The organism is Lactococcus sp. LG606, assembly GCF_017309645.1.
In the GTDB taxonomy this organism is placed as follows: domain Bacteria; phylum Bacillota; class Bacilli; order Lactobacillales; family Streptococcaceae; genus Lactococcus; species Lactococcus petauri.
On record NZ_CP071301.1, the window covers coordinates 339,107 to 363,181 of the forward strand.

At 35.8% G+C, this 24,075-nt stretch carries 35 protein-coding genes; 33 read left to right on the forward strand and 2 right to left on the reverse strand.

The features are described 5' to 3' along the window. The first annotated feature begins 48 nt into the window (after nucleotides 1-48). From J0J35_RS01740 to J0J35_RS01795, 12 genes are all read left to right on the forward strand, one after another. On the forward strand, nucleotides 49-375 hold the full coding sequence (locus J0J35_RS01740) for an HNH endonuclease (protein ID WP_206917327.1): 327 nt from the start codon (nucleotides 49-51) through the stop codon (nucleotides 373-375). Continuing rightward, nucleotides 375-1,184 (forward strand): helix-turn-helix domain-containing protein, encoded by an 810-nt coding sequence (locus J0J35_RS01745; protein WP_206917328.1) that lies wholly within the window; start codon nucleotides 375-377, stop codon nucleotides 1,182-1,184. The genes J0J35_RS01740 and J0J35_RS01745 overlap by 1 nt, the downstream gene beginning before the upstream one ends. Continuing rightward, the gene (locus J0J35_RS01750; RefSeq protein WP_165706182.1) at nucleotides 1,171-1,413 is read left to right on the forward strand and encodes a hypothetical protein; all 243 of its coding nucleotides are present in this window, start codon (nucleotides 1,171-1,173) and stop codon (nucleotides 1,411-1,413) included. The genes J0J35_RS01745 and J0J35_RS01750 overlap by 14 nt, the downstream gene beginning before the upstream one ends. After that, the gene (locus J0J35_RS01755; RefSeq protein ID WP_165706181.1) at nucleotides 1,397-1,546 is read left to right on the forward strand and encodes a hypothetical protein; all 150 of its coding nucleotides are present in this window, start codon (nucleotides 1,397-1,399) and stop codon (nucleotides 1,544-1,546) included. The genes J0J35_RS01750 and J0J35_RS01755 overlap by 17 nt, the downstream gene beginning before the upstream one ends. Then, entirely contained in the window at nucleotides 1,543-1,947 is a 405-nt protein-coding gene (locus J0J35_RS01760; RefSeq protein WP_206917329.1) for a RusA family crossover junction endodeoxyribonuclease, read from the forward strand. Before J0J35_RS01755 ends, J0J35_RS01760 begins: the two co-directional genes overlap by 4 nt. Before the next feature lie 106 nt (nucleotides 1,948-2,053). Continuing rightward, a complete protein-coding gene (locus J0J35_RS01765; RefSeq protein ID WP_206917330.1) occupies nucleotides 2,054-2,287 on the forward strand; it encodes a hypothetical protein in 234 nt (77 codons plus the stop codon). Between the two features lie 145 nt (nucleotides 2,288-2,432). Beyond that, on the forward strand, nucleotides 2,433-2,657 hold the full coding sequence (locus tag J0J35_RS01770) for a hypothetical protein (RefSeq protein ID WP_206917331.1): 225 nt from the start codon (nucleotides 2,433-2,435) through the stop codon (nucleotides 2,655-2,657). Then, entirely contained in the window at nucleotides 2,638-2,781 is a 144-nt protein-coding gene (locus J0J35_RS01775) for a hypothetical protein (protein ID WP_206917333.1), read from the forward strand. The genes J0J35_RS01770 and J0J35_RS01775 overlap by 20 nt, the downstream gene beginning before the upstream one ends. Further along, on the forward strand, nucleotides 2,768-3,124 hold the full coding sequence (locus J0J35_RS01780; protein WP_206917335.1) for a hypothetical protein: 357 nt from the start codon (nucleotides 2,768-2,770) through the stop codon (nucleotides 3,122-3,124). The genes J0J35_RS01775 and J0J35_RS01780 overlap by 14 nt, the downstream gene beginning before the upstream one ends. A gap of 27 nt (nucleotides 3,125-3,151) precedes the next feature. Next, nucleotides 3,152-3,409 (forward strand): DUF1642 domain-containing protein, encoded by a 258-nt coding sequence (locus J0J35_RS01785; RefSeq protein ID WP_206917338.1) that lies wholly within the window; start codon nucleotides 3,152-3,154, stop codon nucleotides 3,407-3,409. Then, nucleotides 3,406-3,627, forward strand: a complete 222-nt coding sequence (locus J0J35_RS01790; RefSeq protein WP_206917343.1) for a hypothetical protein — start codon at nucleotides 3,406-3,408, stop codon at nucleotides 3,625-3,627. Before J0J35_RS01785 ends, J0J35_RS01790 begins: the two co-directional genes overlap by 4 nt. After that, nucleotides 3,617-3,856: a hypothetical protein gene (locus J0J35_RS01795; RefSeq protein ID WP_206917346.1), complete on the forward strand. Its 240-nt coding sequence runs from the start codon at nucleotides 3,617-3,619 to the stop codon at nucleotides 3,854-3,856. Before J0J35_RS01790 ends, J0J35_RS01795 begins: the two co-directional genes overlap by 11 nt. 257 nt (nucleotides 3,857-4,113) lie before the next feature. Here the strand turns inward: J0J35_RS01795 and J0J35_RS01800 are convergent, their stop codons facing one another. Next, nucleotides 4,114-4,503, reverse strand: coding sequence for a DUF805 domain-containing protein (locus tag J0J35_RS01800; RefSeq protein WP_195917682.1), 390 nt, complete (start codon nucleotides 4,501-4,503; stop codon nucleotides 4,114-4,116). Between the two features lie 216 nt (nucleotides 4,504-4,719). Between J0J35_RS01800 and J0J35_RS01805 the strand changes: the two genes are divergently transcribed. After that, nucleotides 4,720-5,043 carry a hypothetical protein gene (locus J0J35_RS01805; RefSeq protein ID WP_206917349.1) on the forward strand — a complete coding sequence of 108 codons (324 nt, stop codon included), beginning with the start codon at nucleotides 4,720-4,722 and terminating at the stop codon, nucleotides 5,041-5,043. 34 nt (nucleotides 5,044-5,077) lie between these two features. Here J0J35_RS01805 and J0J35_RS01810 read toward each other — a convergent pair whose 3' ends face one another. Next, the gene (locus tag J0J35_RS01810) at nucleotides 5,078-5,476 is read right to left on the reverse strand and encodes a Spx/MgsR family RNA polymerase-binding regulatory protein (protein ID WP_206917362.1); all 399 of its coding nucleotides are present in this window, start codon (nucleotides 5,474-5,476) and stop codon (nucleotides 5,078-5,080) included. Between the two features lie 185 nt (nucleotides 5,477-5,661). On the opposite strand from J0J35_RS01810, the gene J0J35_RS01815 reads away from it, so the two are divergent. The 20 genes from J0J35_RS01815 (at nucleotide 5,662) to J0J35_RS01915 (ending at nucleotide 24,064) form a co-directional block, all read left to right on the forward strand. Beyond that, a complete protein-coding gene (locus J0J35_RS01815) occupies nucleotides 5,662-6,063 on the forward strand; it encodes a DUF722 domain-containing protein (protein WP_206917365.1) in 402 nt (133 codons plus the stop codon). 265 nt (nucleotides 6,064-6,328) lie between these two features. Next, on the forward strand, nucleotides 6,329-7,555 hold the full coding sequence (locus J0J35_RS11535; RefSeq protein ID WP_242534030.1) for a hypothetical protein: 1,227 nt from the start codon (nucleotides 6,329-6,331) through the stop codon (nucleotides 7,553-7,555). A 142-nt stretch (nucleotides 7,556-7,697) separates the two neighbouring features. Further along, entirely contained in the window at nucleotides 7,698-8,144 is a 447-nt protein-coding gene (locus J0J35_RS01830; RefSeq protein ID WP_206917367.1) for a terminase small subunit, read from the forward strand. Beyond that, entirely contained in the window at nucleotides 8,137-9,411 is a 1,275-nt protein-coding gene (locus J0J35_RS01835) for a PBSX family phage terminase large subunit (RefSeq protein ID WP_370569317.1), read from the forward strand. Before J0J35_RS01830 ends, J0J35_RS01835 begins: the two co-directional genes overlap by 8 nt. Then, nucleotides 9,412-10,776 carry a phage portal protein gene (locus J0J35_RS01840; protein WP_206917375.1) on the forward strand — a complete coding sequence of 455 codons (1,365 nt, stop codon included), beginning with the start codon at nucleotides 9,412-9,414 and terminating at the stop codon, nucleotides 10,774-10,776. Beyond that, nucleotides 10,760-11,689, forward strand: coding sequence for a minor capsid protein (locus J0J35_RS01845; protein WP_206917376.1), 930 nt, complete (start codon nucleotides 10,760-10,762; stop codon nucleotides 11,687-11,689). Before J0J35_RS01840 ends, J0J35_RS01845 begins: the two co-directional genes overlap by 17 nt. A gap of 109 nt (nucleotides 11,690-11,798) precedes the next feature. Then, on the forward strand, nucleotides 11,799-12,410 hold the full coding sequence (locus J0J35_RS01850) for a DUF4355 domain-containing protein (protein WP_206917379.1): 612 nt from the start codon (nucleotides 11,799-11,801) through the stop codon (nucleotides 12,408-12,410). An 11-nt stretch (nucleotides 12,411-12,421) separates the two neighbouring features. Further along, nucleotides 12,422-13,375 (forward strand): phage major capsid protein, encoded by a 954-nt coding sequence (locus tag J0J35_RS01855; protein ID WP_206917381.1) that lies wholly within the window; start codon nucleotides 12,422-12,424, stop codon nucleotides 13,373-13,375. An 11-nt stretch (nucleotides 13,376-13,386) separates the two neighbouring features. After that, on the forward strand, nucleotides 13,387-13,632 hold the full coding sequence (locus tag J0J35_RS01860) for an Ig-like domain-containing protein (RefSeq protein WP_242534031.1): 246 nt from the start codon (nucleotides 13,387-13,389) through the stop codon (nucleotides 13,630-13,632). A gap of 9 nt (nucleotides 13,633-13,641) precedes the next feature. Then, on the forward strand, nucleotides 13,642-13,977 hold the full coding sequence (locus tag J0J35_RS01865; RefSeq protein ID WP_206917387.1) for a phage head-tail connector protein: 336 nt from the start codon (nucleotides 13,642-13,644) through the stop codon (nucleotides 13,975-13,977). After that, on the forward strand, nucleotides 13,974-14,273 hold the full coding sequence (locus J0J35_RS01870) for a hypothetical protein (protein ID WP_206917388.1): 300 nt from the start codon (nucleotides 13,974-13,976) through the stop codon (nucleotides 14,271-14,273). The genes J0J35_RS01865 and J0J35_RS01870 overlap by 4 nt, the downstream gene beginning before the upstream one ends. A gap of 1 nt (nucleotide 14,274) precedes the next feature. Further along, nucleotides 14,275-14,613 carry an HK97-gp10 family putative phage morphogenesis protein gene (locus tag J0J35_RS01875; RefSeq protein WP_206917389.1) on the forward strand — a complete coding sequence of 113 codons (339 nt, stop codon included), beginning with the start codon at nucleotides 14,275-14,277 and terminating at the stop codon, nucleotides 14,611-14,613. After that, the gene (locus J0J35_RS01880) at nucleotides 14,610-14,969 is read left to right on the forward strand and encodes a hypothetical protein (protein ID WP_206917390.1); all 360 of its coding nucleotides are present in this window, start codon (nucleotides 14,610-14,612) and stop codon (nucleotides 14,967-14,969) included. Before J0J35_RS01875 ends, J0J35_RS01880 begins: the two co-directional genes overlap by 4 nt. Nucleotides 14,970-14,979: 10 nt before the next feature. Beyond that, nucleotides 14,980-15,546 carry a phage major tail protein, TP901-1 family gene (locus J0J35_RS01885; protein ID WP_206917391.1) on the forward strand — a complete coding sequence of 189 codons (567 nt, stop codon included), beginning with the start codon at nucleotides 14,980-14,982 and terminating at the stop codon, nucleotides 15,544-15,546. A gap of 54 nt (nucleotides 15,547-15,600) precedes the next feature. After that, nucleotides 15,601-15,951 carry a tail assembly chaperone gene (locus tag J0J35_RS01890; protein WP_206917403.1) on the forward strand — a complete coding sequence of 117 codons (351 nt, stop codon included), beginning with the start codon at nucleotides 15,601-15,603 and terminating at the stop codon, nucleotides 15,949-15,951. Next, nucleotides 15,924-16,280 (forward strand): hypothetical protein, encoded by a 357-nt coding sequence (locus tag J0J35_RS01895; protein ID WP_206917404.1) that lies wholly within the window; start codon nucleotides 15,924-15,926, stop codon nucleotides 16,278-16,280. Before J0J35_RS01890 ends, J0J35_RS01895 begins: the two co-directional genes overlap by 28 nt. Nucleotides 16,281-16,293: 13 nt before the next feature. Further along, the gene (locus J0J35_RS01900) at nucleotides 16,294-19,464 is read left to right on the forward strand and encodes a tape measure protein (RefSeq protein ID WP_206917406.1); all 3,171 of its coding nucleotides are present in this window, start codon (nucleotides 16,294-16,296) and stop codon (nucleotides 19,462-19,464) included. Between the two features lie 15 nt (nucleotides 19,465-19,479). Further along, nucleotides 19,480-20,271 carry a distal tail protein Dit gene (locus J0J35_RS01905; RefSeq protein ID WP_206917408.1) on the forward strand — a complete coding sequence of 264 codons (792 nt, stop codon included), beginning with the start codon at nucleotides 19,480-19,482 and terminating at the stop codon, nucleotides 20,269-20,271. Beyond that, complete coding sequence (locus J0J35_RS11540) at nucleotides 20,268-22,583, forward strand: phage tail spike protein (RefSeq protein WP_242534032.1); 2,316 nt, start codon at nucleotides 20,268-20,270, stop codon at nucleotides 22,581-22,583. The genes J0J35_RS01905 and J0J35_RS11540 overlap by 4 nt, the downstream gene beginning before the upstream one ends. Beyond that, nucleotides 22,568-24,064, forward strand: a complete 1,497-nt coding sequence (locus J0J35_RS01915) for a BppU family phage baseplate upper protein (RefSeq protein WP_206917414.1) — start codon at nucleotides 22,568-22,570, stop codon at nucleotides 24,062-24,064. The genes J0J35_RS11540 and J0J35_RS01915 overlap by 16 nt, the downstream gene beginning before the upstream one ends. Nucleotides 24,065-24,075 lie beyond the last annotated feature (11 nt).

A 24,075-nucleotide genomic window follows, 5' to 3' on the forward strand; every position in this document is an offset into this window, starting at 1 on the left:
ATGTACTCACGGAGACCCAGCGCTAACCTATTGTTTATGGAGGAATATATGACACAAGAAACATGGAAAAAATTAGAATACATTAACTCTCCGAGAATTGTTGGAAAAATTATTGGAGAATATGAAATTAGTAATTATGGAAACCTTCGTCAAATATTGACAGATAATATCCGTAGAAATTTAAAATTAAACACAAGTTCAGACCAACGTCCAAGATATAGTTTTGTATTAGACAATGGCAAACGAGTAATGCCTTTTATGCATCAACTTGTGGCTCAAACTTTTATTGATAATCCAGAAGGGTTGCCAAATGTAAAACACATAGATGGGAATAAAACTAATAACTATGTCGGAAATTTAAGGTGGTCCAGCTAATGGAACAAAGCACAAAATTTTTTAATCAAATACCAGTTCCGATTATTGAAGCTGATGATTTAAACGATTTTGAAAAACTTCTTTTTAGTGAAATTTATACAATGGCTAATTCATATGGAAGTATTTTCCCATCAAATGCTTACTTAGCGACAAGATATGGAAAAACTAAAGTTACAATTTCAAATACTCTTAGAAAACTTCAAGAAAAAGGATATATAGATTTAGAATATCGATATTCTGGAAAAGAAATAGATAAGAGATTTATTTACCCCTGTTTAAATAAACTTAATGGGGGTATTAAAGAAAACTTTAACACCCCTAAAAGAAAATTTAAAGAGGGTATTAAAGAAAACTTTAAAGATAATATATCATCTAATAAATCAATTAATAAATCATTTAATAATATATCGGACAAGTCCGATAAAGAATCTGATTTAGAAAATAGATTTTCTTTACTTTGGAAAATGTATCCAAATAAAAAAGGAAAGCCAAAAGCACTTACAGCATATAAAAAGGCTGTTAAATCTGGTGTAACGGATAAAGAGATTCAAACTGGTATTGAAAACTATTTAGCAGAAATAAATGCAAAAGGAACTTTAAAAGATTATATCAAGCATGGGAGTACATGGTTTAACGGTAAAGGTTGGGAAGATGATTATGACACAACACCTAGACAGCAAGCTTTTACAGCTAATAATAAAATCGTGAAGCCTGCACCAGCGTGGTCCCAAGGCAATCAAAATACAGAGTATATGACAGATGAAGATCGTAAAAAGTTCTGGGAGGATTTAGAAAATGGCAATACCTAAGTCAGCTTATACAGCAGCAATGGCGCAGAGTCATATTGATTACGTAAAACCACTTGTAGTGACGGATAAGCAATACTATCGCTTCCTGGATTGGTGTGATAAAGAAAATAAGCCAAATAACCCAATGCACTTTCTAGCGGTAATTATTGGCTGTCCTTTAGAAAAGGCTGTTTCTTATCACAGAGGAGAAATGACACTTGAGGAGGTGAAGAATGTCAAGAGTAAGTAAGGAAGAAAAAATAGTTCAACAAATTGTAACTCGAGAAGAATCTAAACAGATGGCAAAAGCAAGAGAAAACAACAAAGAAACTAAGTATTTTCACAAAGAGTTTCGTAAGCAGATTGCGAGACTTGGAAAATGAAGTTTTCTTTCGAGCTGCAGAAGATGCCAACAACGGCTCAGCAGAAAGGTGTTTCTTATAAAAACGGTAATCCTGTATTTTATAACCGAAAAGGGACTCAAAACTATGAGTTACAAGGTGCATTAAAAAAAGCAGCACCTAAACAGTCTTTTCCAAAAGGTACACCGCTTATTCTAGATGTTGTTTTCACATATGCAATCAAACAGAAGAGGTTGTGGGGCGAGTATAAACAAACGAGGCCCGATTTAGATAATCTCATGAAGAATCTACAGGATTATATGACTAAATTTGGTTTTTACGCCGATGACAGTCAGATAGTAGTTCTCTGTGCTAGAAAATTTTATGGAAACAAAAATAAAATTGAAATAGAAATAACTGAGTTAAATAGCTCAATAAGCTAAAAAATCAGGCAAATTTCGCTACTTAAATATGTTTTGGATAGATTGTGTCTTGTAAATTTAAAACGTATGAGAGAGCGAAATATGAGCATATAGAAAAGGCTAAAAAATGAAATATGAATATAAAGGAAAAAGTATTTTTACCATTATTAAAATAAAGCCAGTATCCTTTAAGCAACTGGAGCAGAAGTACCCGGTTTTTGAATTGTGCATTCAGAAAACGTATGACGTTAGCCGGCTTAAAGTCACTACTAAGAAAATTAAAGATGGAACTTTTGAAGTCTTAGATGGATATGACGAATTAACTGGGGGATTAATTTTAGAAAATGAGGAAAATAAATGACACTAGATAAAATTTTGATTTTCGTGTTAACACTAAATCTAATATTAAAAGATGCAACCGAGAAACAATGGACGGTTTGGTTATGGGTAGCAGTGTTTGTTTTACAAGTGCTGGCTGTAATTTCAAATTATTTGTAGGAGGATAAATGATGGGAATTAAAGTTACGGCTGTGGCACTTAATAATGAAGACATGAGAGCAGAAGTTTCTGCAAGTCTAAAGCTAGAGATAATCCATAAGCTTACAAGTGGATTTATGGACTGGAATAATTGTGATCATGAAGAATTCAATACAGGCTACATGAATTGCTTGATCGATACAGTTCACATTTTATCTGAAGAGGAGGCTCAGGATGAAGAAGTTTGTCGTTAAAGTTCCGTACAAGCCGGGATTGCACAGCTATTACACAGTGAGCACCAAGGAAGAAGCAGAACGTATTGCCAAACAATGCATAAATGCGGAAATTTTAGAGGAGGCTCAGGATGAAGAAGTTTGAAGAAGAGATTAATAAGAAAGTTGGTACGTTTGATGTTGTCGGTCATCATAATGGTGTTTGCTGTTTGTTTGAGGAAGTAAAAGCATTTGGCAAAGATTGGGTAAGTCCAGAAGATCATCAAGCAGAAATTGCGAAATTAAACAGCAAAATTGATTGGTTAAATGGTCTTTTGGATGAAAGAAATGAAGAAGTATTGCAAACGGTAAAACGACTGAATGAAGCAATACTAGAGATTCCAGAGTTCGTGGGTAAATATATTAAAGAAACTGCTGATCCGATACATGAAATGTGTGCTTGGGCAGAGCATTATGGTGACAATGGCACTAAATGTGATGATCATTAATTATCAAAAATGCTTGATTGGTTTGGAATGAATAGAATCTTGTTTTATAAGGCTGCGGTCAACGGCTACACAGTCGCCAAGGAGAAGCGGTTTTATCTGAACGATAAAAATACAAATCTTTATCTTTGGAAAGACCTTGAAACGCTTGAAACGCCAGAGCCACCACTTATAGGAGTTTCATTTAACGATAGCCATCTTGATGAAAGCAATGAATTCACTCAGCAAGAAATCGACAGCATGGAAACTGGAAGCTATGAGCAGATTCCAGTAGAGGTGCAAGAATGAACCAAGAAATAAGCAAGTTGTTTGAGATACTTGAAATCTTTAAAGAATCACATACAGTAAATTGGGGCTTTTCTCAAATGGCACAGGACTTTGCTTTAGACACAGTAAAATCAAAAATCAAAGAAATCAGCGCTACACTCAACCCACAGATTCCAGAACCATACGCAAGCATGAGCCGTGACGAAATTTTAGAAGGGATTGGACAGTATGGAATTTAAAGAACTTGAAAAATTGATGGATAAGTTGAGCAATACTCCTATTAGTGAATCCGATAAAAACGACATCGCAAAACTTGGCGCAGAAGTTAAAGAAAACGGCATGAAAGTAGAAAATTATAAAGATTTAGTGAAATTTACAAAAAGTATTGAAAAATTGCTATGGATTTCTGGCAATATTCATTCTAAGGTAATTTCAGACCGAGGTTATTATAAAAGGAGATTGGAATGACAAAAACAAAGCTGCAAATCATACGTGAGAAGAAGGGGCTGACTGCTGAGTAGTTAGCTGAAAAAATTATAAAATCTAATGATTTAACAGAAATTCCGTTTAAAGTAGTTGTTGGAGATTTGAAAAATTTTGAGATTGGACGTTATCTAATAAAGTTGAAGGAAAATGCAGTGTTTATCGCTAAAGCCCTCGGCTGCTCGGTAGATGAATTGGTGGAGTGAAATAAAAAAGCTAGCCACAAGGCTAGGATTTAAAATTTATCTATAACTATAACTCATTCGAGTTTCTTTATTTGGAAGAGTTAGACAATAGGCGAGTATAAAAGGACCAGCGTACGGGATAAGGAAAAGGAATAAAGTTCCCCAGTGTAACCCAGCATTGTTTAATCTTCTAATAGTGATTGTAAGAGTTGGCAGTAAAGTTGCTAAAAAGTATACCGCTGATAGAGACATACTACCGATTACAAGAACATTATCAGGTAGACCGTTACCGTAACTGTGTCGCATTCCAATACCAATTATTAGGGTAATGAATAGAGCAGTATAGATACAAAAGTGAGTGAGTATTATTTTCCAGAAATCACCTACATTACATTCATCCTTAAAGTTGGAATATTTTGTCCAAAATGTTTTATATGTATGTTTCATATTTACCTACTTTCTATAAGACTATTATACTTTGCAAAACAGAAGGTGATACTTACAAAAGTGTAATAAAAATCAGCCCATTTTAACCAAAATAAAAAATCCTTATAAAGACAGTGATTACAAGGGAGTACAGCTTATAAAGCCACTTCTGATTATATTATATATTTACCATAGTTGTATAATGGGATTAAAAGAAATTGAATTAGGAGAGCGAATTTGAATAAATGGTATTTATCAACACCAATGAGTGGGAAAACAGAGAAGGAAATAAAAGCTGCTTTACAACTTGGCATTGAATGGGTAAAAGAAAGAGGAGATGAATACCTCTATCCTTATAATCCTAACAACATTGTTTTTAATGACAATAATGTAGTAGAAGATCCTAAACCAATTGCTATGCTGGCGAAAGCAATTGAACCAATGGATAATTGTTCTGGATTGTTATTTATTGGTGAAATGGCAGAATTTTCCAAGAGCAAGGGATGTCAAGTTGAAATGAAGATAGCTGAGGTTTATGGACTTGATATTAGAATTATTTAAAAATTAAAAAGCATCATTTCTGATGCTAAAAAATTTATTTTGCTATATTATCAGCTATAAAATCAAAATAAATATTCTTATGGAACCGAGGGAGAAATTTTCTGGCACGATTCTCTGTAAACCCAACTAATAGTTTAGTCTCATCAACAATAATTGGAGTGCGTATAACAGTTCGGTACCTTTTTAAGAAGGATATCATTTCGCTTAGGGAAGATTCTTCAAATGAGTGATGATATTTCTTATACATGGTACTTCTTTCTAAAAGGATATCATCGATTCCATTTTCTGTAAGAGATAAAATATGTAAGAAATCAGAAGTAGATAAGTCATCTTTAGCTACGTTTATCTCAGTGAATGGAATATTGTAGGCGTTAAGCCACTCTCTAGCTCTTTTCGAAGAGTAACAATGGTTAATAAAATATAATTTAATCATATAGTGGCCCTCCTATTAATATTTGTATTATTATAATATAATCTTATCATAATGATATAAGATTTTAGAGAGATATCTGGGATTAAAATTAAAATAAATCTCAAAAATAATAAAAAGCCCGCTGGAACGGGCTTAGGCATGAGGTTTATCTGCCTATATTATAACATACTGGAGGAAGTTTATTCATGGCAGATAAGTTAGATTTATTGATTAGTGATTATATGACAGGAATGCTTCAAGTGAAGATAAATTCTCGTGCAATGTGGATCACTCGTCAGAAAAATGAAGAACGAATTGGAAGTAGTGGGACAAGTACTAATACAGCGCCCCAAGAAAGAAATTTTCTTATTTTAGAAGCAGACAAAGAACTTGGAAAGTTAAAGGACCAAAAGCAAACACTTGATGAATTAATGGAAGTGATTCAAGGTACACTCGTTAAAGAAATAATCAATGCAAGATTTAAATACCGACTATCTTGGTATAAAGTTGGTTTGAGGGTCCGTTTGGAAGAAAGCACGGCTAGGAAACAATATGATGCTTTTAAAAAGACACTAAGAGAGGGATTATGGAGAGAAACATTGTATTGATTTTACTTTCCGTTTTCTTCCCGAAACTTTCCCGTTTAGTTCCTGTTTTAAGTGAGATAATGGTAACATGAACAATTCGGTAAAACACAAATTATATGTTCGGTTGAATTAAAAGTGCTGAAATTGTTTCATAAATATTAAGAAGTTTAATCAAATTGATTAAGATTTTTTTGTACCTAAACCAATTAAAAATTGGAAGGTATAATAAAATTAAGATAACTAAGAGGCCTCTATTATCTTAAAGAAATAAAAACGGAGGTAGAAAATGGCACGAACGATTGCAGAAGTTAGAGCATTTCTTGATAGTCTTATTGGGTTAGTAACTGTAGATAAATCAGATAGTAATCTTAATGGTCAATGTGTAAGCTTAATTAAAAATGTGCTGGAATTTGTTGGAGCACCTAACCCTTACATGGCAAGGGGACATGCGAAAGATATTCCAGCAACTTACGTAACACAAGGAATTGCTAGAACTGGTAATGGTACTTTAAATGTAGCAGTAAACAGATACGGTGGTGGTGGATTCGGCCATGTGTGGATTAAAATTGGTTCAGATACATGGCAAGCTAATATGAATGGATTTCCCGTCAAAAAAAATACGTATGAAGATCCCATTACCGACATAATTAACTTAGATCAGTGGATTACTGGAGGCTCTACTTCGGGAGGGAGTGAAGATGATTTGAAAGCTTTTCTAACTGCCAAAGTCAATGATAATTTTGGGTTAAGTATAGATCAGGTTGTAAATTTTATCTATAATGATTCACGTACTAACCGTTTTGGAGTTTGGTGCGGTAATGATAAAGGTAAAATTAAAGCAGTTTTAAATACTGTTTCTTCAGCAGGAATGAGTTATGCCTGGTTTGCAGCCTATGAAATTCAGGAAGGATATAACTCTAGCTGGGGATGGTTAAATCACACAGTTATAAGAGGAGACTATCTTACAGATGCCTCATTAACAGCAAAAGATATTTTAAATAGCTGTAAAGATAAATCGCACGGTCTTGCTTGGGATGATCCAGGCGGAGGAACAGTAGGAATGGTTCCGCAAAACGTGAGAGACAAGGGGCAATCTGAATTTAATAGTTGGCCTTTGGGCACTATTGGAGTGGGTTATGCTCAATCCACTGCAGCAGCAGCATGGGCAATTTGGTATCCTGCTGGATTATCTGGAAGTGTAAATGGGGTTCAGGATTATGCAAACCCGTTAAAAGGATGTGTTGATGTGATTAAACAAATGGGAGGGAAATTATCCCATACTAACCCAACACCAAATGAAGGAGAAATTGAAATGATTTTATATAAAGTAAACGACAAGAATTCTAAAATGAATGGTTCAATCTGGATGTTCAACGGTGAGCAACTTACACGCTTGGATGGTGTATCAGCAGCTAAGTTTGCAAAAAACTTTAAAACTACAGATGTTAACCAAGCAGAAATGAGTTCATTTAAAAATATTGGATTCCGTACTGTAGGTGAATTTAAATATTAAACATTTTTAAGTAGCTAAGGTTGGTATCATAGTCAAGGTTCGATTCCTTGATTAGTTATTAGAAGTACTTACAGGGAGTACTTAATATTAAAAGCTGTCAGAAATGGCGGCTTTTTGAATACTTATAGGGAGGAGAGATTATATGACAGAAAAGCAACAGATATTTGCTGATGAATACTTAAAAGATTTGAATGGTACCAGAGCCTATAAAGTTGCATATCCTAATGTTAAAAAAGATTCAGTTGCTGCAGTTAATGCTAGCAAATTGCTAAGAAATGCTAAGGTTCGAAAATATATTGATGAACAGCTTGAAAAAATGCATAATGAAAGGTCTGCAGATGCTCAAGAAGTCATAGAATACCTCTCTTCAGTAATGCGTGGAAAGTCTATATCTACTGTTGTTCAAACAGAATTTGTTGGTGATGGAATAAGTGAAACTAAACTTATAGAAAAGCCTCCAGATGAAAAAGAACGACTAAAGGCTGCGGAGCTTTTAGGTAAACGCCATGCCCTTTTTACAGATAAACAGCAAGTTGAAGTAACTGAGACACCGGTATTCGTTGATGATTTGAGTGATGCTGATGGCTAAACTATCTGATTTTATTCCAAAAGCTTTTGCACCTACTTGGAGAGCAGCTTTAAATAGTAATATCTTAAATATTGTGGAAAAAGGAGGGCGTGGTTCAGGGAAGTCGTCTGACATCGCACATATTATTACTCAATTGTTAATGAGATATGCTTTTAATGCTGTTGGAATTCGCTATGTTGATAACACACTTGAGCAGTCAATATACGAACAAATGAAGTGGGCCATTGAAGAACAAGGAGTCACACATTTATTTAAGTTTAATAAGTCCCCATTAAGAATAACTTATATTCCTCGTGGGAACTATATGATATTTCGAGGAGCACAAAATCCTGAGCGCATTAAATCGTTAAAAGATAGCAAGTTCCCTTTTACAATCGGATGGATCGAGGAACTAGCAGAGTTCAAAAGTGAAGATGAAGTGACGACTATCACTAACTCTCTATTACGTGGAGAATTATATGATGGTCTTTTTTATAAGTTTTTCTATTCATATAACCCTCCAAAACGTAAACAATCATGGGTGAATAAGAAATACGAAACATCTTTTCAGCCTAAAAATACTTTTGTTCATCACTCTACCTATCATGATAATCCCTTTATTTCTAAGGAGTTTGTAGAAGAAGCTGAAGCAACAAGGGCTAGAAACCAAAGGCGCTACGATTGGGAATATTTAGGGAAAGCAATTGGTTCTGGAATTGTACCATTTGATAATTTACAAGTCGTACCAGAATCTATAACAGATGATATGGTCGATAACTTTGATAATATCCGTAATGCAGTTGACTTTGGATATGCAACTGACCCTTTAGCTTTTGTTAGGTGGCATTATGACAAAAAGAAAAATGGAATTTATGCGATTGATGAATTATATGGTCAGAAAATAAGCAATAGAAGTTTCGCAAACTGGTTAAAGCAAAAGAATTTCCAGTCTGATGAGATATTCGCTGACTCGGCTGAACCAAAAAGTATTGCTGAGCTAAGGTCTGAACATAATATTCCACATATTAAAGGTGTAAGGAAGGGTCCAGATTCAGTAGAGTATGGTGAACAATGGTTAGACGATTTAGACTTTATATGTATTGATCCAAAACGGACACCAAAGATTGCTTGGGAGTTTGAGAACATTGATTATCAAGTTGATAAGGACGGAAACCCCAAACCAAGACTAGAAGATAAAAATAACCATGCTATTGACGCCACTAGATATGCTTTTAGTATGGATATGATAAGGAAAGCAAAAATAGGAACAATAAAAGGAGGGTTCTAGTTGGGAAATGATTATACACTCACAAGGCCACAGGTTATTTACAGTGACGAAATAGAAGTCACTATTGAAAATATAAAGAAACTAATAGATAAACATAAAATCCAGCTTGGAAGATATGAAAAACTTGAAGCAATGTATTATGGAGAAATGGCAATTCATGAGCTTAAGAAAAAGGATTCGTGGAAACCAGACAATCGAGTAGCTGTGCCATTTGCAAAATATATTGTTGATACATTCATGGGTTATTTTATAGGAAAGCCAGTAAAAGTCAAACATCTCGTAGATGAAATTAATAAAAAATTGGTCGAGTTTAACAATTTAAACAATATCGAAGATAAAAACTTTGAATTGGGCAAGTGGGCCTGTATCTATGGGAGTTCAATCGAATTACTCTATCAAAATGAAGATGCCAAGACTAGGACTACAGCTTTAAAACCAACCGAAGCGTTTATTGTTTGGGATGAATCTATTGAACCAAAACCTCTTTATGGAATTCGTTATGGAGTAAATGATAAGGATGAATTAGTTGGAGCTATCTACACTCGAAACAAGTTCTATGAATTTAAAGATGGGAGTTTACTTAATCCTCAAACGCACCCTTTTGAAGCAGTACCAATGATTGAGTATGTTCATAACACAGAACGTATGGGAATATTTGAACCGGTAATTCCTATCATAGATCAACTCAATAAAGCAATTTCAGAAAAAGCCAATGATGTAGATTACTTTGCAGAGGCTTATCTTGCGTTTATAGGTGGAGATGCTTCGTTTACTGATGAGGAATTGAAAAACATTCGAGAAAATAGGGTGATCACTTACAAAGGTGATCCAAGTAGCACAAATAAAGTAGATGTGAAGTTCCTTGATAAACCTAATGCGGATAGTACGCAAGAAAATCTGATTAATAGACTAGAGCAGTGGTTATATCAAACTTCAATGGTCGCAAATATATCGGATGAAAGCTTTGGTAATTCTAGCGGCACATCACTAGCATATAAGCTTCAAGCAATGAGTAATCTTGCTTTAAACATGCAAAGAAAGCTAAGGGCGAGCCTTCAAGAAAGGTATCGTCTTTTCTTTATTATCACAGAAAATGTACCTCAAAACCAAGCAAGTGAGTATGCAAATATTGAATACACATTTGATAGAAATATCCCCCGCAATCTCTTGGAAGAATCTCAAATCATGCAAAATATCGATGGAATTGTTTCAAAAGAAACTCAGCTCGGTGTCTTTAGTCGTATTGATGATGTCGGAAACGAAATTAAGCGTATAGAAACAGAAGAGAAGGATTATAAAGATAAATTCGATTCATTGAGAGATATCCCAGAACAAGAGGAAGATGCCGATGACGAAGCAGACTGATTACTGGATCAAACGAGAACAAAAAAATATTACTTCAAGGAAAAAATCCCAAGCACAACTTGAAAAAGAGATTCGTGTGCTTTACTCCAGAACGATGCGAGATATTGAAAAAGAAATAAATGATTTTCTAACTCGTTACTCGGATAAAGAAGGCATCACTATGTCTGAGGCTAGACGAAGAGTTTCAGACTTGGATGTGGAAAAATTCTCTAATAAAGCGAAGGGCTATGTAAAAAATAAAGATTTCTCTAAAAAAGCAAATGAGGAGCTGCGACTTTACAATCTTAAAATGAAAGTAAATCGATTAGAGCTTTTGAAACGTGAAATTATGCTTGAAACACTTGCTTCGAGTGATTCGCTTGAAAGGCTGATGAAGCGATACTTATCTGATGAAGCATTATCTGAAATCAAAAGGCAAGCTGGAATATTAGGTTCTAACTTCAAACAAATCAAAAGAAGTGCGGAGTCTGTGGTTAATGGCTCGTATAAAAACGCAACATTCAGTGACCGTATTTGGGGCTTGGTACAAAAAGATTTGCAGACGGAATTAGAGAAGCTACTTTTCCGAGCAATGATACAAGGAAAATATCCCTCAAAGATAGCTCAGGAGTTGAAAAAGGTCTTTGATGTAACTGTTAACCAAGCTCAAAGATTAGCTCGCACAGAGCTTGCCAGAGTGCAGACAGAGGTGCAAAGGAAGTCTTATGAGGACTCTGGTATAAACACATTTGTTTTTATCAGAGAGTTAGATGCTTGTCCTGTGTGTAAAGGGGTTTCTACTGATCCAATCAAATTAAGTGATTTTGAAGTTGGAGTGAATACAGCACCAATACATCCTAATTGTAGGTGCAGCACAACGCCTTATTTTGACCGGAAAGAATTTGAAGAGTATTTGAAAAATAATAATCTGTAAAAACTCGTCGAAAATAACGGGTTTTCTTTACGTCCAAGCGTGATGACTTTAAAAGCTTCGGAAGTGCAAGCATTTATCCACGTTAAAAGATATGGAAGGAGAATCAAAAATGAAAAACAAACAATTATTGCCTTTAAATTTGCAATTGTTCGCTGATTGTCAAGAAGGTGGCGAAGGTGGAGCAGAAGCTGGCCAAGATACTCCATCAGAATTCAATGCTGAAAGTCTGACTGAAGAGCAATTGGCAGCAGTCAAAGAGAAATTTGGGCTTAAAGACGATAATGATGTTGACTCTATTGTGAAGTCTAAACGTTCACGCTGGCAAAAAGAAGCTGAAGCTGAAAAGCAAGAAGCAGAAAAACTAGCCAAAATGAACAAAGACGAAAAAGAAGAGCATGAACGTAAAAAACTTGAAGATCGTATTGCTGAATACGAACGCAAGGAAAATTTACAAAAAATGTCTAAAGTTGCTAGTGAAATGCTTAAAGAAGAACAGGTTCGCTCAACTGATGATGTCCTCAAGTTCTTGGTGTCAGAAGATGCTGATCAAACTAAAAATGCAGTAAAAACTTTTGTGGAATACATGAAAGAAACTCACAAACTTTGGGAAGTAGAACGCAACACAGGAACAACACCTAAAAAAATGCCTGGTAATAAAACAGGTGTTTCAACTATTGATGAAGCTCAAAAAACACTCAATGAGCACAGAATTATTAAATAGGAGAATATAAAATGAAAAAACAATTACTTGATTTAAACTTACAACACTTTGCAAATGAAGGACCTGCTTTTAATCCAGATAATGTGACAATGCAGTCCGCAAAAACAGGATCAATTCCTAAAAATCAATCTGCTGATATTATCACATCAGTGAAGAATGGCTCTGCAGCTATGCGCCTAGCTAAGGCTGTACCTATGACTAAACCAATTGAAGAATTTACATTCATGACTGGTGTTGGTGCTTACTGGGTTGGTGAAGGTGAGCGTATTGAAACAAGTAAACCAACTTTTGTAAAGGCTGAACTCGCTTCTAAAAAAATGGCTGTAATCATCCCAACAACTAAAGAAAATCTGAACTATTCAGTGACAAACTTCTTTGAATTAATGAAGGCAGAAATTGCAGAAGCTTTCTATAAGAAATTTGACCAAGCTGTATTTGGTGGTATTGAAAACCCATATAAATTTAGTGTGCTAAAGGCAGCTACGGATGCAGGAAATGTAATCACAGAAACAGCAAATAAATATGATGATTTCAACGATGCAATTGCATCAATTGAAGATAATGACTTAGAGCCAAATGGTATTGCATCCACTCGCTCGCAACGTCGTAAATATCGTGCAACAAAAGATGAAAATAAACTTCCAATCTTCAACACTGCTAACTCTAGTGGTGTAGACGACATCCTTGGTTTACCTATTGCTTATACACCTAAAGGTTCCTTTGGAACAGGCGAAACTGCTCCTCTCGAATTAGTTGCTGACTGGAACTATGCATATTACGGTATTTTAAAGGGAATCGAATATGAAATTCTAACTGAAGCAACTCTTACAACTGTAGTTGATGAAAATGAAAATCCAATTAACTTGGCAGAACGTGATATGGCTGCAATTAAAGCAACATTTGAACTTGGATTCATGACTGTTAAAGATGAAGCCTTTGCAGTAGTGACATCCCCAAAAGCCTAGCCCCAACTGATGTGACGTTGAATAAAACAACGTTAGATTTAAAAGTTGGGGATACAGAAACACTCATTGCAACAGTCATTCCAGAAGATGCAGAAGACAAAACTGTTACTTTCACATCAAGTGATGAATCTATTGCAAAAGTGACACCTAAACAAGGTAAAGTTGAAGCTCTAGCAGAAGGGAACACAACTATTATCGGAACAACATCAAATGGCTTGACTTTTGAATGTGAAGTCGTTGTTACTACAGCAAAGTAGGAGCAAGATATGGCTGATATTAAAACTCAATTAGTAACTTTAACAGAGGCTGACTTAGAACTTGAAAAAGACAAGATTGATACGATTATTTCTACCATGACTCAGCGCCTTGTGGGTAAGCTCATAAAGGAACAAACGAGTGTACCAAGCGAATTGTCCTACATTCTTTTAGAGGTGTGCGTGAAGCGATACAATCAGCTCGGAGATGAAGGATATTCCTCACGCTCACAAGAAGGTGAGAGCTTGACTCTCTCTTCTATTTTTGATGAGTTTGAAGAAGATATAGCAAACTGGAATGAAGAGAACAGTGAGGCTAAAAGGAATGGAGTGTGGTCCATGCAATGAGGTATGACAAAGTCTTAAGATTTACTGAAGAAAAAGAAGAGTATGATCCTAATTTAGGAGAATCAGTTCCTAAAGAGCTGCACTCAGAAAAGGTAAAAGCGAATTTAACTGATGCTTCTGAAAAAGTAATGCTTGTAGCTTTTGGGGAGGTGCGACAAGGCTCTAAAGTTGCTCGACTGCTTAGAGGTCTATCTTTTACTCCTACCCATGCTCATTGTGGAGATGTTAAGTATAAAGTTTCTATGAAGCGAATGTTGAGAAACAAAGCGACATATATCTTAGAAGAGGTGTCATAATATGGCAAGAGCTTTTACTATTACAGGAACTAAGCTACTTAACAAGAAGCTTCGTGAAAATACTTCCTTGAGTGATTTAAAAAGTGTAATCCGGATGAATACAGCGGAGCTGACTCGTGAGGCACAATATGAAGTACCCGTTGATACGAGTACACTTGAACGCTCAATTAATATGCATATCGAAGACGGAGGAATGACAGGGGTTGTTGAACCAAACACTGACTATGCAGGGTATGTAGAATTCGGCACTCGGCTTGCTGCCGCACAGCCCTATCTTGGTCCAGCATTTAAGAAGCAATCTAAGCAGTTCAAAAAGGACTTGGATCGGATAGTAAAATGAATGAACAAGATATTTATGATAAAGCTTATGGACTACTCCAAGAGCTAGGATATAAAATTTACCCCTATAAGCAAATGAACGATGTAGGCTATCCATTTGTTGAAGTATCAAATGCTCAAATTGACAGACTTCCGACAAAGAGCGGGAGTATTGGAACTGTTCTATTGAGTGTTGATGTATGGGGATTAGCCAAAAAAAGAAAAGATTTTTCAACAATAAAATCAGAAGTTATTACTACCTTGATACAGAATTTTTCTGTTAGAGAAGGGGATATTGATGACAGAACAATCACAGATACAACTACAAAAGACGTCCTGTTACATGGCGTTTTAGTCGTGCCAATTTATATGAAATAAAGGAGAAAACATGGCAACAGCAATTAAAGGTATTAACGTATTCCTATTGTTCCGCAAATTAGCGGAAGCAGAAAACACAGAAGCTAAACGCTTGGCTTTTCAAACAGAACATGATCGAAATATTGAAGCTGATTCAAGTAATACAGTTACTAAAGATGGTAATGTCAATGTGCCTGGAGTCGCAACGGTAGAAATGAGTGCAAAATCAATTCTTGCTCAAGGTGACACTTTACAAGAAGATCTTGAAAAAGCTGTAATTGATGGCTCACTGTATGAAATTTGGGAAATTACGAAAACAGAAAATGAAGATGTAGAAGTCCTTGAAAAGGCAGCAGAGACAAAGAAATATCCTGCGACTTACTACCAAGGGTACATTAAATCTACGAGTTCGACATTTGGTGCAGAAGATTTAACAGAACTTTCTATTGGTTTAGCAATCAATGGTACAGGTGCTAAGGGGATGGCCACAGTCACTGAGGAACAATCACAAGTCATACAATATGCTTTCCGTGACACAGGAAAATATATTACAGAAACTGAAGCTGATATGGCAAGCACAAAAACTGCAAAAAAATAAAAGATATTTAAAGAGCGGAAAGAACTGCTCTTTATTTTTTAAGGAGAAAAAATCATGGAACTAAAAATTAATGATAAAGATATTGAGATTGTTTTTGGTATTGCATTTAATCGTGAACTGGACATGAAATATAAGGTTGAGGGCACTGGCCTTATATTTGGAGCTGGTTTAGATACCGTTATCCCAGAGCTTCTTACAGAAAATGTTGGTAAACTTGCCGAAGTGATTTACCACGGAACAGCGCATATTAAAAAAGGACGCCCAAGCGGACACCAAATTGATAACTTTGTAGAAACTCATGAAAATATTGATGAACTATTCGCAACAGTTATGGTTGAGCTTTCGGAAGCCAATGTGTCAAAAAAGAAAGTAAAGCAGTGGAAGGAACAACTCAATCTGAAGTGATCACATACGAAGATGTGGTTGTTCGACTGGTGAGGTATGCGAATATTACAGATTTTTCTGTGATTGATCGCATGACCATTGTCCAATATAGCTTGATTATGGAGGGGGTTAATCTTCGACGTATTGATGAATTAGAAAATTTACACTTACTTGCCTTTAAAAATCAATTAGTGAAAAATACCAAGGAAGTTGGTGGCGAAGTTGTTCCAGAATTCAAGACTTTTGAAGATTTCTTTGACAGAAAGCTGATTGAAACAGGAATATCAAGCGAAGCTTTGGACGTATCAGAAAATGAAATAGACATCTACAAAATGTTAGCTAAGACATAATGAAAGGAGTAAAATGGCTGAATCATATAGTATACAGGCTGTCCTTTCCGCCGTAGACAAGAACTTCTCTAGCACAATGAAAGATGCTGCTGGGGCTTCCGACGATCTAGATAATGGGGTACAAAAATCTAATACCAGTATCATGGATATTGCCAAAGGTGTTGGTGTATTTAAGTTATTAGAAGTGGGAATGAACGCAGTTACTGGTTCAGTAGGTGCTGCAGTTTCTCGATTTGATACCTTGAACCAATATCCAAAAGTATTGGAATCTTTAGGAGCGAGTGCAGAAGATTCTGATAGAGGTATTCAAATTCTATCAGATGGTATCGATGGTTTGCCGACTAAGCTTGATGATGTAGCAGCAACTTCCCAACAAATGTTCTTGGTGTTTCGAAATGCGGATAAGGCATCTGAGAGTACAATCGCATTAAACAATGCCTTGCTAGCAAGTGGTTCAAGTGGTGACAAAGCTGCTCGAGGGACTGAGGCATATCTAAAAATGCTCCGTTCGGGTAAAGTTGACATGGATACTTGGATGAGCTTGCAAGATACAATGGGAATCGGTCTTGACAAGGTTGCTAAAGAAATGCTAGGTGCTGAAGCTAGTACTACTGATTTATATAAGGCACTGCAAAGTGGTGAAATTAGTATTGATAGTTTTAATGGCGCATTAGTTGGAATGAGCGATGAACTTGGGGAATTAGCGAAGACTAATACACAGGGGATAGCTACATCATTCTCTAATATGTCAAATGCAGTTTCAAAAGGTGTCGCCAATATTATTAAAACTCTTGATAATTTGGTGAGAAACACAGGAATTAACGCAGATGGTATTGCAGGTATTTTTGATGTTTTGAAAGTGAAAATCAATGATTCGTTTACTTTTATTAATAAGTCTATTGATAGCTCAACACCTTACATAGTCGGATTTATGAAAGTTACACGCAATCTTATTCCTGTTGTTGATACCTTAACACCAGCACTTGTAGCAGCAGGAGTTGCTTTAGCATATTTCAAGATTTCTCAAACCATCACACCAATGATTAATGCTCTGAATGCTTCAGTTATGACTTCCAAAACAGCATTTGCTGCATATTCATTGGCAACAAAAATGGGAGCTCAATCAACAGTAGCATTTGGAGCAGCCCAAGCAGCCACAAATGGTCCAATTAAGGTTTCAACAATTCTATATGGTGCATTGACAGGGAAAATTAAATTAAATACAGCCGCACAAATGTTAAGTGCTAAAGCGACAACTGCTGCAAGTGCAGCTTCAAAAGGTTTATATGCAGCACTCGGACCAGTAGGTATAGGACTTGCGGCTGTATCTGCTGCAGCAGTTATACTTACTAAGCACTATAAAAGCAATACTGCAGAAACAAAAGCTATGGTTGAAAAGCAGAAAGAGGTTAAAGACTCGCTTGAACAATCATCTAAAGCTCATGATGATTATGCAATTAAGCTAAAAAAACAAACTGAAAATACAACCAAACTGAAAGATGAGATTTATAAGCTTTCTGCCGAGGAAAATAAAACTGCCGATCAGAAAGATTTACTATCTCAAAAAATAGAAGAATTAAATGGTCAAGTAGAAAATCTTAATTTAGCTTATGATGAAGAAAGTAATAGTCTGAATTTAAGCAATGAATTAGCCCAAAAAAGGATAGACTTACAGGCAAAAATGCAAGCTGGAGTAAGCGCCCAAGAAGAACTACTAGAATTGCAAAAGCAAAAAGTAGAAGCAACAAAAGCTGAAAAAGAAGCAGAAGATGCTATGAACAGCTCACGAGAAGCTACCTCCAACTATTTTTGGGAGGATATTGAAAATAGAAAGAATGCTAAAAATGCAGAAGAAGCTTATAGTGAGTCAAAGAAAAACAGTGCTGAAATAGATAAACAATTATCCGAGACTAAGAGAGTAATCGATGAAGCTGAAAAAGCGAGATTAGAAGAGCAGAAGTTGAAGCGAACTGAAATGGTCAACCAAGGGAAGGTTGATTATCAAGAATTGAGCGATGCTCAAAAAACTTCGTTTGACATTATGCAAAGTCAGTATGATTCTCTTTTAGAAAAGACTACTAATGTTTTTGAGCAAGTGGAGCAAAAACAAACCATCAGTTTGGATAAGATGATTGAGAACCTCAAAAATAATGAGGAAGCTATGAGTAAGTGGTCTGAGAATGTAAAAATCTTGTCAGAACGGGGAGTAGATGAGGGGATAATTGCTCAGCTTGAAAAGATGGGTCCTGCTGGGGCTACTCAAGCGGAGAGATTAGTCAAAGAAACTTCTGATGAACTTGGTAACTTGACTCCTGAAGGAAAAGCTAAAATTGATGCGTTTAATAATGCAATGACAAGCGGGATGGCAGAAACAACTCATGGTATGGCCAAACTTGCTGGAGAAGGAAGTGAGCCTATTGTAGCGGAGTTCGAGAAGACTGGTAAGAAGTCCATGCAATCACTGAAAGGCCAATTTGAAGGGAGTGAATTACAGCAACTCGGTAAAGATGTAAATGCAGGAATTGCAAAAGGGCTTGGTGTAAATGTAAATGAAGTCGAAGAAGCAGCTAAAAACTCTGCAAATAAATTGGACGAAAGTTATAAACACGCTTTAGGTATCCATTCTCCTTCTCGAGTAATGATTGAAAATGGTGGATTTACAATCGCTGGTCTTGTTCAAGGTATTCAAAATAACCAAAATAAAGCAGAAAGTTCAATAACTAGTCTAGCAACTGCTCTTGTAAATAGTTTGGATAGTTTACCAAATCAATTCGAGAACATTGGTTATAATGCCATGATAGGACTTAATAATGGTCTTGTATCAGCACGTGGCAGTGTTATAAATACTGCAAACAGTATCGCAAATGATGTTGCTAATACGATGCGCAAAGCACTAGATATTCACTCACCATCACGAGTGATGCAAGCTATAGGTAACTTTGTAGGAGAAGGACTTGCTATAGGTATGGAAGACAGTACAAAATTGGTGGGTAGAGCAAGTGAAAGTCTTGCCCAAGCAAGTATGGTTAGTCCTTCTTCATTTGCTAGCGATTCGATTGATGGCCGTGGCTTAACTCTTAATCTAGATCTTACATTACAAATGTTGAATAAAGATTTTAGAGCGATTGTTGAAGGTATTACTGAAATGCAAAACACAAATATGAGGCTTGAGAGTAGCTTTTAAGTAGAAAGGGGATAAATGTACAACTTTACAGATACAGTTAGTAAAGGAACGATAGGATTACCAAAAGAAGCTATTAATATTGATGGCTTCTTTTTAGATAAAGAAATCAATAGTTTTCAAACACTTTCTGTTTATGGACGAGAGAGCTTATTTGTTGACATGGATAGCTACTCAATTGCTCAAAAGCATGGCATCAAGGTTAGAAACAGAAAGCTAAAAGAGCGGAGGCTTATTGTTAAATGCCATATCAATGCAAAAGACACAACTGAATACTATGATGCGATCAAAAAGTTGAAGAGGCACTTATATAAAGAAGAACCGTTACGAATATTTTTTAACGATGAGCCGGAGTTATACTATGAAGGTAATCTCGCAGCAATTAATGATTTTGATACAAATTATGTCAAGGCTACTGGAAGTTTTGAAATTATTTGTCCCCTACCTTATAAGTATCACACTAATTCAAAACAGGCAGTACTACAAAATGGAAAAATTAATTTGGACAGTAACTTTCCTTTGAGAGTTAGAAATATTGAGTTTCCGGCTTTTACATCCACATCAACGACCTTGAAAATCGGAATAGGTGACTATACCATGAATTTTACTGGTCTACCAGCTCTAACAGCAAAAGTTTTAAAAATTGATTTTGAGAAACTATCAATTTATTTGGGAAATCAAGAAATCACTTCTTACTTGAATATCATGTCAGACTTCGGAAATATCAGAATAAAAGATGGCGATAAAATCACCATGTCCCTTGTAACAACAAAACAAATTATTGTAGATGTGGAGGTTTATGACTTATGATTTACACATTTGATAAATACATGAATGTCGTTGCCCCAGTCAATGAGGATGATATAACAGAAGTTTATGAAGAACTCGAAGTCACTGGTATAGGAAACAAATTCTACTTAGCAACTGAGCCTAATATCATTTCAGAAGATATACGATACATTGGTATCAGAGTAGAAAACGAAGAACTCTATAGAATCTATGAAATCAATCAGAGAAAAGAAAATGAATTTGAAGATGAATTTGCAGGAGTAGACTTTGCGATTAAGGACCTTCAAAGAGATGGTGTCGTTATTGAATTTAGAAATAATGATGCAGATTTTTCAAGTGTAGTCACAAATCAAATTTTAAAAGGTTCATCTTGGGAGAGAGGGAATATTGATTTCTCCGCTAAAACAAACGAATCATTTTATTATCAAAGCAGATGGGATTGTCTTCAAGCTGTTATTGAAGAGTTAGGGTGTGAAGTTCAATTTGTTTGTGCGATAAGTAATAATAAAATTTCACGCCGGTATATCAATTTCTTTAAGGAGATTGGAAGAGAGACTCAGAAGCGATTTGAGTACGGAAGTAATCTACTTTCTGTGACAAAAGCAGAAGATAATGCGGACTTGATCACTCGTGTCTATCCACGTGGAAAAGGGGAAGAACTTCAAGATGAAGAAGGGGAGAATACGGGGAATTTTACTCGTCGTATCACTATTAAAGATGTTGAATGGAAAAAATCAAGTGGTCGCCCGCTTGATAAGCCAAAAGGTCAAGAATGGTTAGAAGACCCCGAATTGACTGCTCTTAACCCTTTGCATACTGGGAAACCTCGGACAGGGGTTGTTATTTATGATTCATGTGAAGAACCGAGTGAACTAATTCAGTTAGCTTATGAAACTTTAAAGCTTAATGGTGTGCCAAAAGCTGAATTTAAGGTGGTTGCTCCCACGGATATTCCTTTATCTCTGGGAGATATTGTAACGGTCGTAAATTATGAGCGGGTATATGACCTAAGAACTCGTATATTTAGAATGAAAAGATTTCCACTAGAGTCATTCAAGAATGAATATACATTTGGAGATGAGGTTAATCGCTCCGCTTATAAGGAAGTTCAAAATATTATCCATGAAAACAACAATAATATCTATGAATACGTAAACGGAAAAGTTGTAGGTGCAGCTAATGGAATAAACAAAGTCTATTTTGGTAAAGAGTTTCCTACTAAAGCTATGAAAGGTGATCTCTTTTATAAGTATGTAGGTATTAATGCTAAAGGCGAGCAGGACATAGAAATGTGGGAATTTGATGGTATTACATGGAACAAGATTGTTGATACTGCTATGGCTGATGCGGACCGACTTGTCAAAGGAAGAATAGATGCTGCAAAAATTAATGTTATCAATCTTAATGCCGCTAATATAACAACGGGTATCTTGCGAGCTATTGAGATTGAAGGTGTAAATATTAAAGGATCAACTATTACTTCAGAAAGTGGAAGTAATAGGATGGTTATGAGCTATGGGGCACTAAATAACTATATTAGTAGCACTCTTAGGAGTTCTTTGACTCCTAGTACATTGTCATTCAAAGATACCAGTGCTAGAAATGTGGTTCAAGTTGATTCCAGTGGAATACGTATAAACAAAAAGAATACCACAACACAACTTGGGTATTTAGGACGTGGGACCGATGCAAACACGGGAAAAGAAGAAATAGCGGTAAATGTGGAAGCAGGAAATATTGGCTCATATGCTGTTATGGCTTCTTCATCCGCTACAACTTATACTAGGCAGTTTGCAGTTTCTTCGGCAGGCGCTCATATAGGGACATTGAATATGGGAGGTTCTTATGTTGGAGGGGCAGGAAGAATTAATAATGCTTATCTTTACAATACAGGGGTAAGCAGTGCATTTACTGTTTATAATAATGTTCCTATAGATTTTTATTCTAATTTGAATATGCATGGGTACTCTATTGTTAATCAGTCAGATATGAGATTGAAAGAAAATATTGATCCTACTAAAATTGATGGAATTAAGGAAACGAAGAAATTAAAGTTTTATGAGTTTGACCGAAAACAAAAATTTCAATTTAGAGATATACGACTACAACCTTCGAAAAAGAGAGAACTCGGACTAATTGCCCAAGAAAGTCCTTTTCTGTTAACTTATCCAGAAGATGTCGCAGGAGATGATCATTACCTTTCAATTGATACTAGTAAGCAAATCATGTTGAACAGTTTGACAAATAAACAGCTCATTGAGGTAGTAGAAAGTCAAGGGGAGAAACTAGAAAAACTAGAAAGGATAGTAGCAGAATTATGCAAGAAAGATTGAAATTAGACCTCTACCAAAAGACATCGATTTCGCAAGGAATAACGACTCGAGTAAATGATGGCGGGCAGCATGAACTTCATGTTACGGCTTTGGCCTATGGTGATGCTTTTGATTTAACAGGTTGGAAAATCAAATTTGAACTGACAACGAGTGCTAAAACTATATCTATTGATGCCGTAAATGCAAAAATAACAACAGCTAAAGAAGGGGAATTTTCATATACCATTCCCAAAGAAATTACTGGCGCTGCGGGTAATGCAGAAAGAGCGTATTTTGCTTTTGAAAAAGATGACAAGCGAATTACTAGCGCAGATATTAATATGACCATCTTACAAATTGTAGATATTACTGCAGAAGAAGCAAGGAGTTATATCGCAGAATATAACAAGTTGGTTGAAGAATTACATGCAATTACAGACAAATATATTTCAGATACTGAAGTTGAGTTTGTTGCTATTCATAATAAGATAGCTGATCTTAACACCAAAATTGAACAGTACAATCAAAATGTTAAAGACACAGCAGATGCTGCAATAGAGCGAATTAATAATATCTCAAGTAATGCAATAACATCTGTGGAAAATAGTGCAAAAGATGCGGTCAGCAAAATTGAAACAAGCTCTAATGCTGCAATTAAAGCTGTGGATGATGCCCTGAAACAATTTGAAGCAGGGGATTTCTATACTAAATCAGAAACTGATACGAAATTTAAAGTTTTTAATGATTTGATTGTTTCTCAAGATATTCCAGCAGGAGCAAATCTTGATGATTACAAAAAAGAAGGAGAGTTCTCAAAGAAAACACCAACAGTAGTCACAGGAGCACCAGAAGGAGTAACTGGTGCTTTTCGTTTGTCTGTTCGCTCTATGGTTGGATCGAGCGGGATTTTTCAAACGTTATATGATTATGCGACAAGAGCGATTTATTATCGTATTGGAAATACTACGCTTGGGTTCAATTTAACTTGGCAAAGGATTGCAAATAATTCTGAAGTCGTACACCTTGCAGGAGATGAAACTATTGATGGTAAAAAGACTTTTACAGGGAGTCTAGAAGCACAACTTTTGTCGTCAGATGGTACACCACTCAGAACAGCAACTTTTGATTCAGGTGGACAAGCGTTGAGCACCGATCGTGAACTTACTAATCTAAGTATGGCTTCTGGATATGCTGCAAATGCGGCAGAATATTGTATTAAAGGTGGCTGGATATTCATAACAGTACAAGGAGCTAGACCAACAACAAATCAGACGGGATCAAGTTACTACACTTTTTTGAAACTCCCTTCTGAAATCGTTGAGCATCTAAGTCATACAGAAGCATTTATGTGGAGTAACTTTCAAGGCGGAGGGGCAGCGTATTCTGGAGGAATACTAAATACAGGAGAAGTACATCTGTATGCTTCACCTAGTTCGGTTACCATCGGATCAAATCACAGATATAGTTTCAGCATGGTGATACCAATGAGAACAACTAAATAAAAAGGAGAAAG

Excerpts from the sequence above, each read along its gene's own strand:
- J0J35_RS01890 (WP_206917403.1), top strand. The coding sequence starts at position 15,601 with ATGGAACTAAAAATTAATGATAAAGATATTGAGATTGTTTTTGGTATT.
- J0J35_RS01750 (WP_165706182.1), top strand. The coding sequence starts at position 1,171 with ATGGCAATACCTAAGTCAGCTTATACAGCAGCAATGGCGCAGAGTCAT.
- J0J35_RS01775 (WP_206917333.1), top strand. The coding sequence starts at position 2,638 with ATGAAGAAGTTTGTCGTTAAAGTTCCGTACAAGCCGGGATTGCACAGC.
- J0J35_RS01830 (WP_206917367.1), top strand. The coding sequence starts at position 7,698 with ATGACAGAAAAGCAACAGATATTTGCTGATGAATACTTAAAAGATTTG.
- J0J35_RS01865 (WP_206917387.1), top strand. The coding sequence starts at position 13,642 with ATGGCTGATATTAAAACTCAATTAGTAACTTTAACAGAGGCTGACTTA.
- J0J35_RS01790 (WP_206917343.1), top strand. The coding sequence starts at position 3,406 with ATGAACCAAGAAATAAGCAAGTTGTTTGAGATACTTGAAATCTTTAAA.
- J0J35_RS01900 (WP_206917406.1), top strand. The coding sequence starts at position 16,294 with ATGGCTGAATCATATAGTATACAGGCTGTCCTTTCCGCCGTAGACAAG.
- J0J35_RS01905 (WP_206917408.1), top strand. The coding sequence starts at position 19,480 with ATGTACAACTTTACAGATACAGTTAGTAAAGGAACGATAGGATTACCA.
- J0J35_RS01755 (WP_165706181.1), top strand. The coding sequence starts at position 1,397 with ATGTCAAGAGTAAGTAAGGAAGAAAAAATAGTTCAACAAATTGTAACT.
- J0J35_RS01760 (WP_206917329.1), top strand. The coding sequence starts at position 1,543 with ATGAAGTTTTCTTTCGAGCTGCAGAAGATGCCAACAACGGCTCAGCAG.
- J0J35_RS01855 (WP_206917381.1), top strand. The coding sequence starts at position 12,422 with ATGAAAAAACAATTACTTGATTTAAACTTACAACACTTTGCAAATGAA.
- J0J35_RS01800 (WP_195917682.1), bottom strand. The coding sequence starts at position 4,503 with ATGAAACATACATATAAAACATTTTGGACAAAATATTCCAACTTTAAG.
- J0J35_RS01850 (WP_206917379.1), top strand. The coding sequence starts at position 11,799 with ATGAAAAACAAACAATTATTGCCTTTAAATTTGCAATTGTTCGCTGAT.
- J0J35_RS01745 (WP_206917328.1), top strand. The coding sequence starts at position 375 with ATGGAACAAAGCACAAAATTTTTTAATCAAATACCAGTTCCGATTATT.
- J0J35_RS01875 (WP_206917389.1), top strand. The coding sequence starts at position 14,275 with ATGGCAAGAGCTTTTACTATTACAGGAACTAAGCTACTTAACAAGAAG.
- J0J35_RS01870 (WP_206917388.1), top strand. The coding sequence starts at position 13,974 with ATGAGGTATGACAAAGTCTTAAGATTTACTGAAGAAAAAGAAGAGTAT.
- J0J35_RS01785 (WP_206917338.1), top strand. The coding sequence starts at position 3,152 with ATGAATAGAATCTTGTTTTATAAGGCTGCGGTCAACGGCTACACAGTC.
- J0J35_RS01815 (WP_206917365.1), top strand. The coding sequence starts at position 5,662 with ATGGCAGATAAGTTAGATTTATTGATTAGTGATTATATGACAGGAATG.
- J0J35_RS01770 (WP_206917331.1), top strand. The coding sequence starts at position 2,433 with ATGATGGGAATTAAAGTTACGGCTGTGGCACTTAATAATGAAGACATG.
- J0J35_RS01810 (WP_206917362.1), bottom strand. The coding sequence starts at position 5,476 with ATGATTAAATTATATTTTATTAACCATTGTTACTCTTCGAAAAGAGCT.
- J0J35_RS01845 (WP_206917376.1), top strand. The coding sequence starts at position 10,760 with ATGACGAAGCAGACTGATTACTGGATCAAACGAGAACAAAAAAATATT.
- J0J35_RS01915 (WP_206917414.1), top strand. The coding sequence starts at position 22,568 with ATGCAAGAAAGATTGAAATTAGACCTCTACCAAAAGACATCGATTTCG.
- J0J35_RS01885 (WP_206917391.1), top strand. The coding sequence starts at position 14,980 with ATGGCAACAGCAATTAAAGGTATTAACGTATTCCTATTGTTCCGCAAA.
- J0J35_RS11540 (WP_242534032.1), top strand. The coding sequence starts at position 20,268 with ATGATTTACACATTTGATAAATACATGAATGTCGTTGCCCCAGTCAAT.
- J0J35_RS01835 (WP_370569317.1), top strand. The coding sequence starts at position 8,137 with ATGGCTAAACTATCTGATTTTATTCCAAAAGCTTTTGCACCTACTTGG.
- J0J35_RS01780 (WP_206917335.1), top strand. The coding sequence starts at position 2,768 with ATGAAGAAGTTTGAAGAAGAGATTAATAAGAAAGTTGGTACGTTTGAT.
- J0J35_RS11535 (WP_242534030.1), top strand. The coding sequence starts at position 6,329 with ATGGCACGAACGATTGCAGAAGTTAGAGCATTTCTTGATAGTCTTATT.
- J0J35_RS01765 (WP_206917330.1), top strand. The coding sequence starts at position 2,054 with ATGAAATATGAATATAAAGGAAAAAGTATTTTTACCATTATTAAAATA.
- J0J35_RS01795 (WP_206917346.1), top strand. The coding sequence starts at position 3,617 with ATGGAATTTAAAGAACTTGAAAAATTGATGGATAAGTTGAGCAATACT.
- J0J35_RS01740 (WP_206917327.1), top strand. The coding sequence starts at position 49 with ATGACACAAGAAACATGGAAAAAATTAGAATACATTAACTCTCCGAGA.
- J0J35_RS01880 (WP_206917390.1), top strand. The coding sequence starts at position 14,610 with ATGAATGAACAAGATATTTATGATAAAGCTTATGGACTACTCCAAGAG.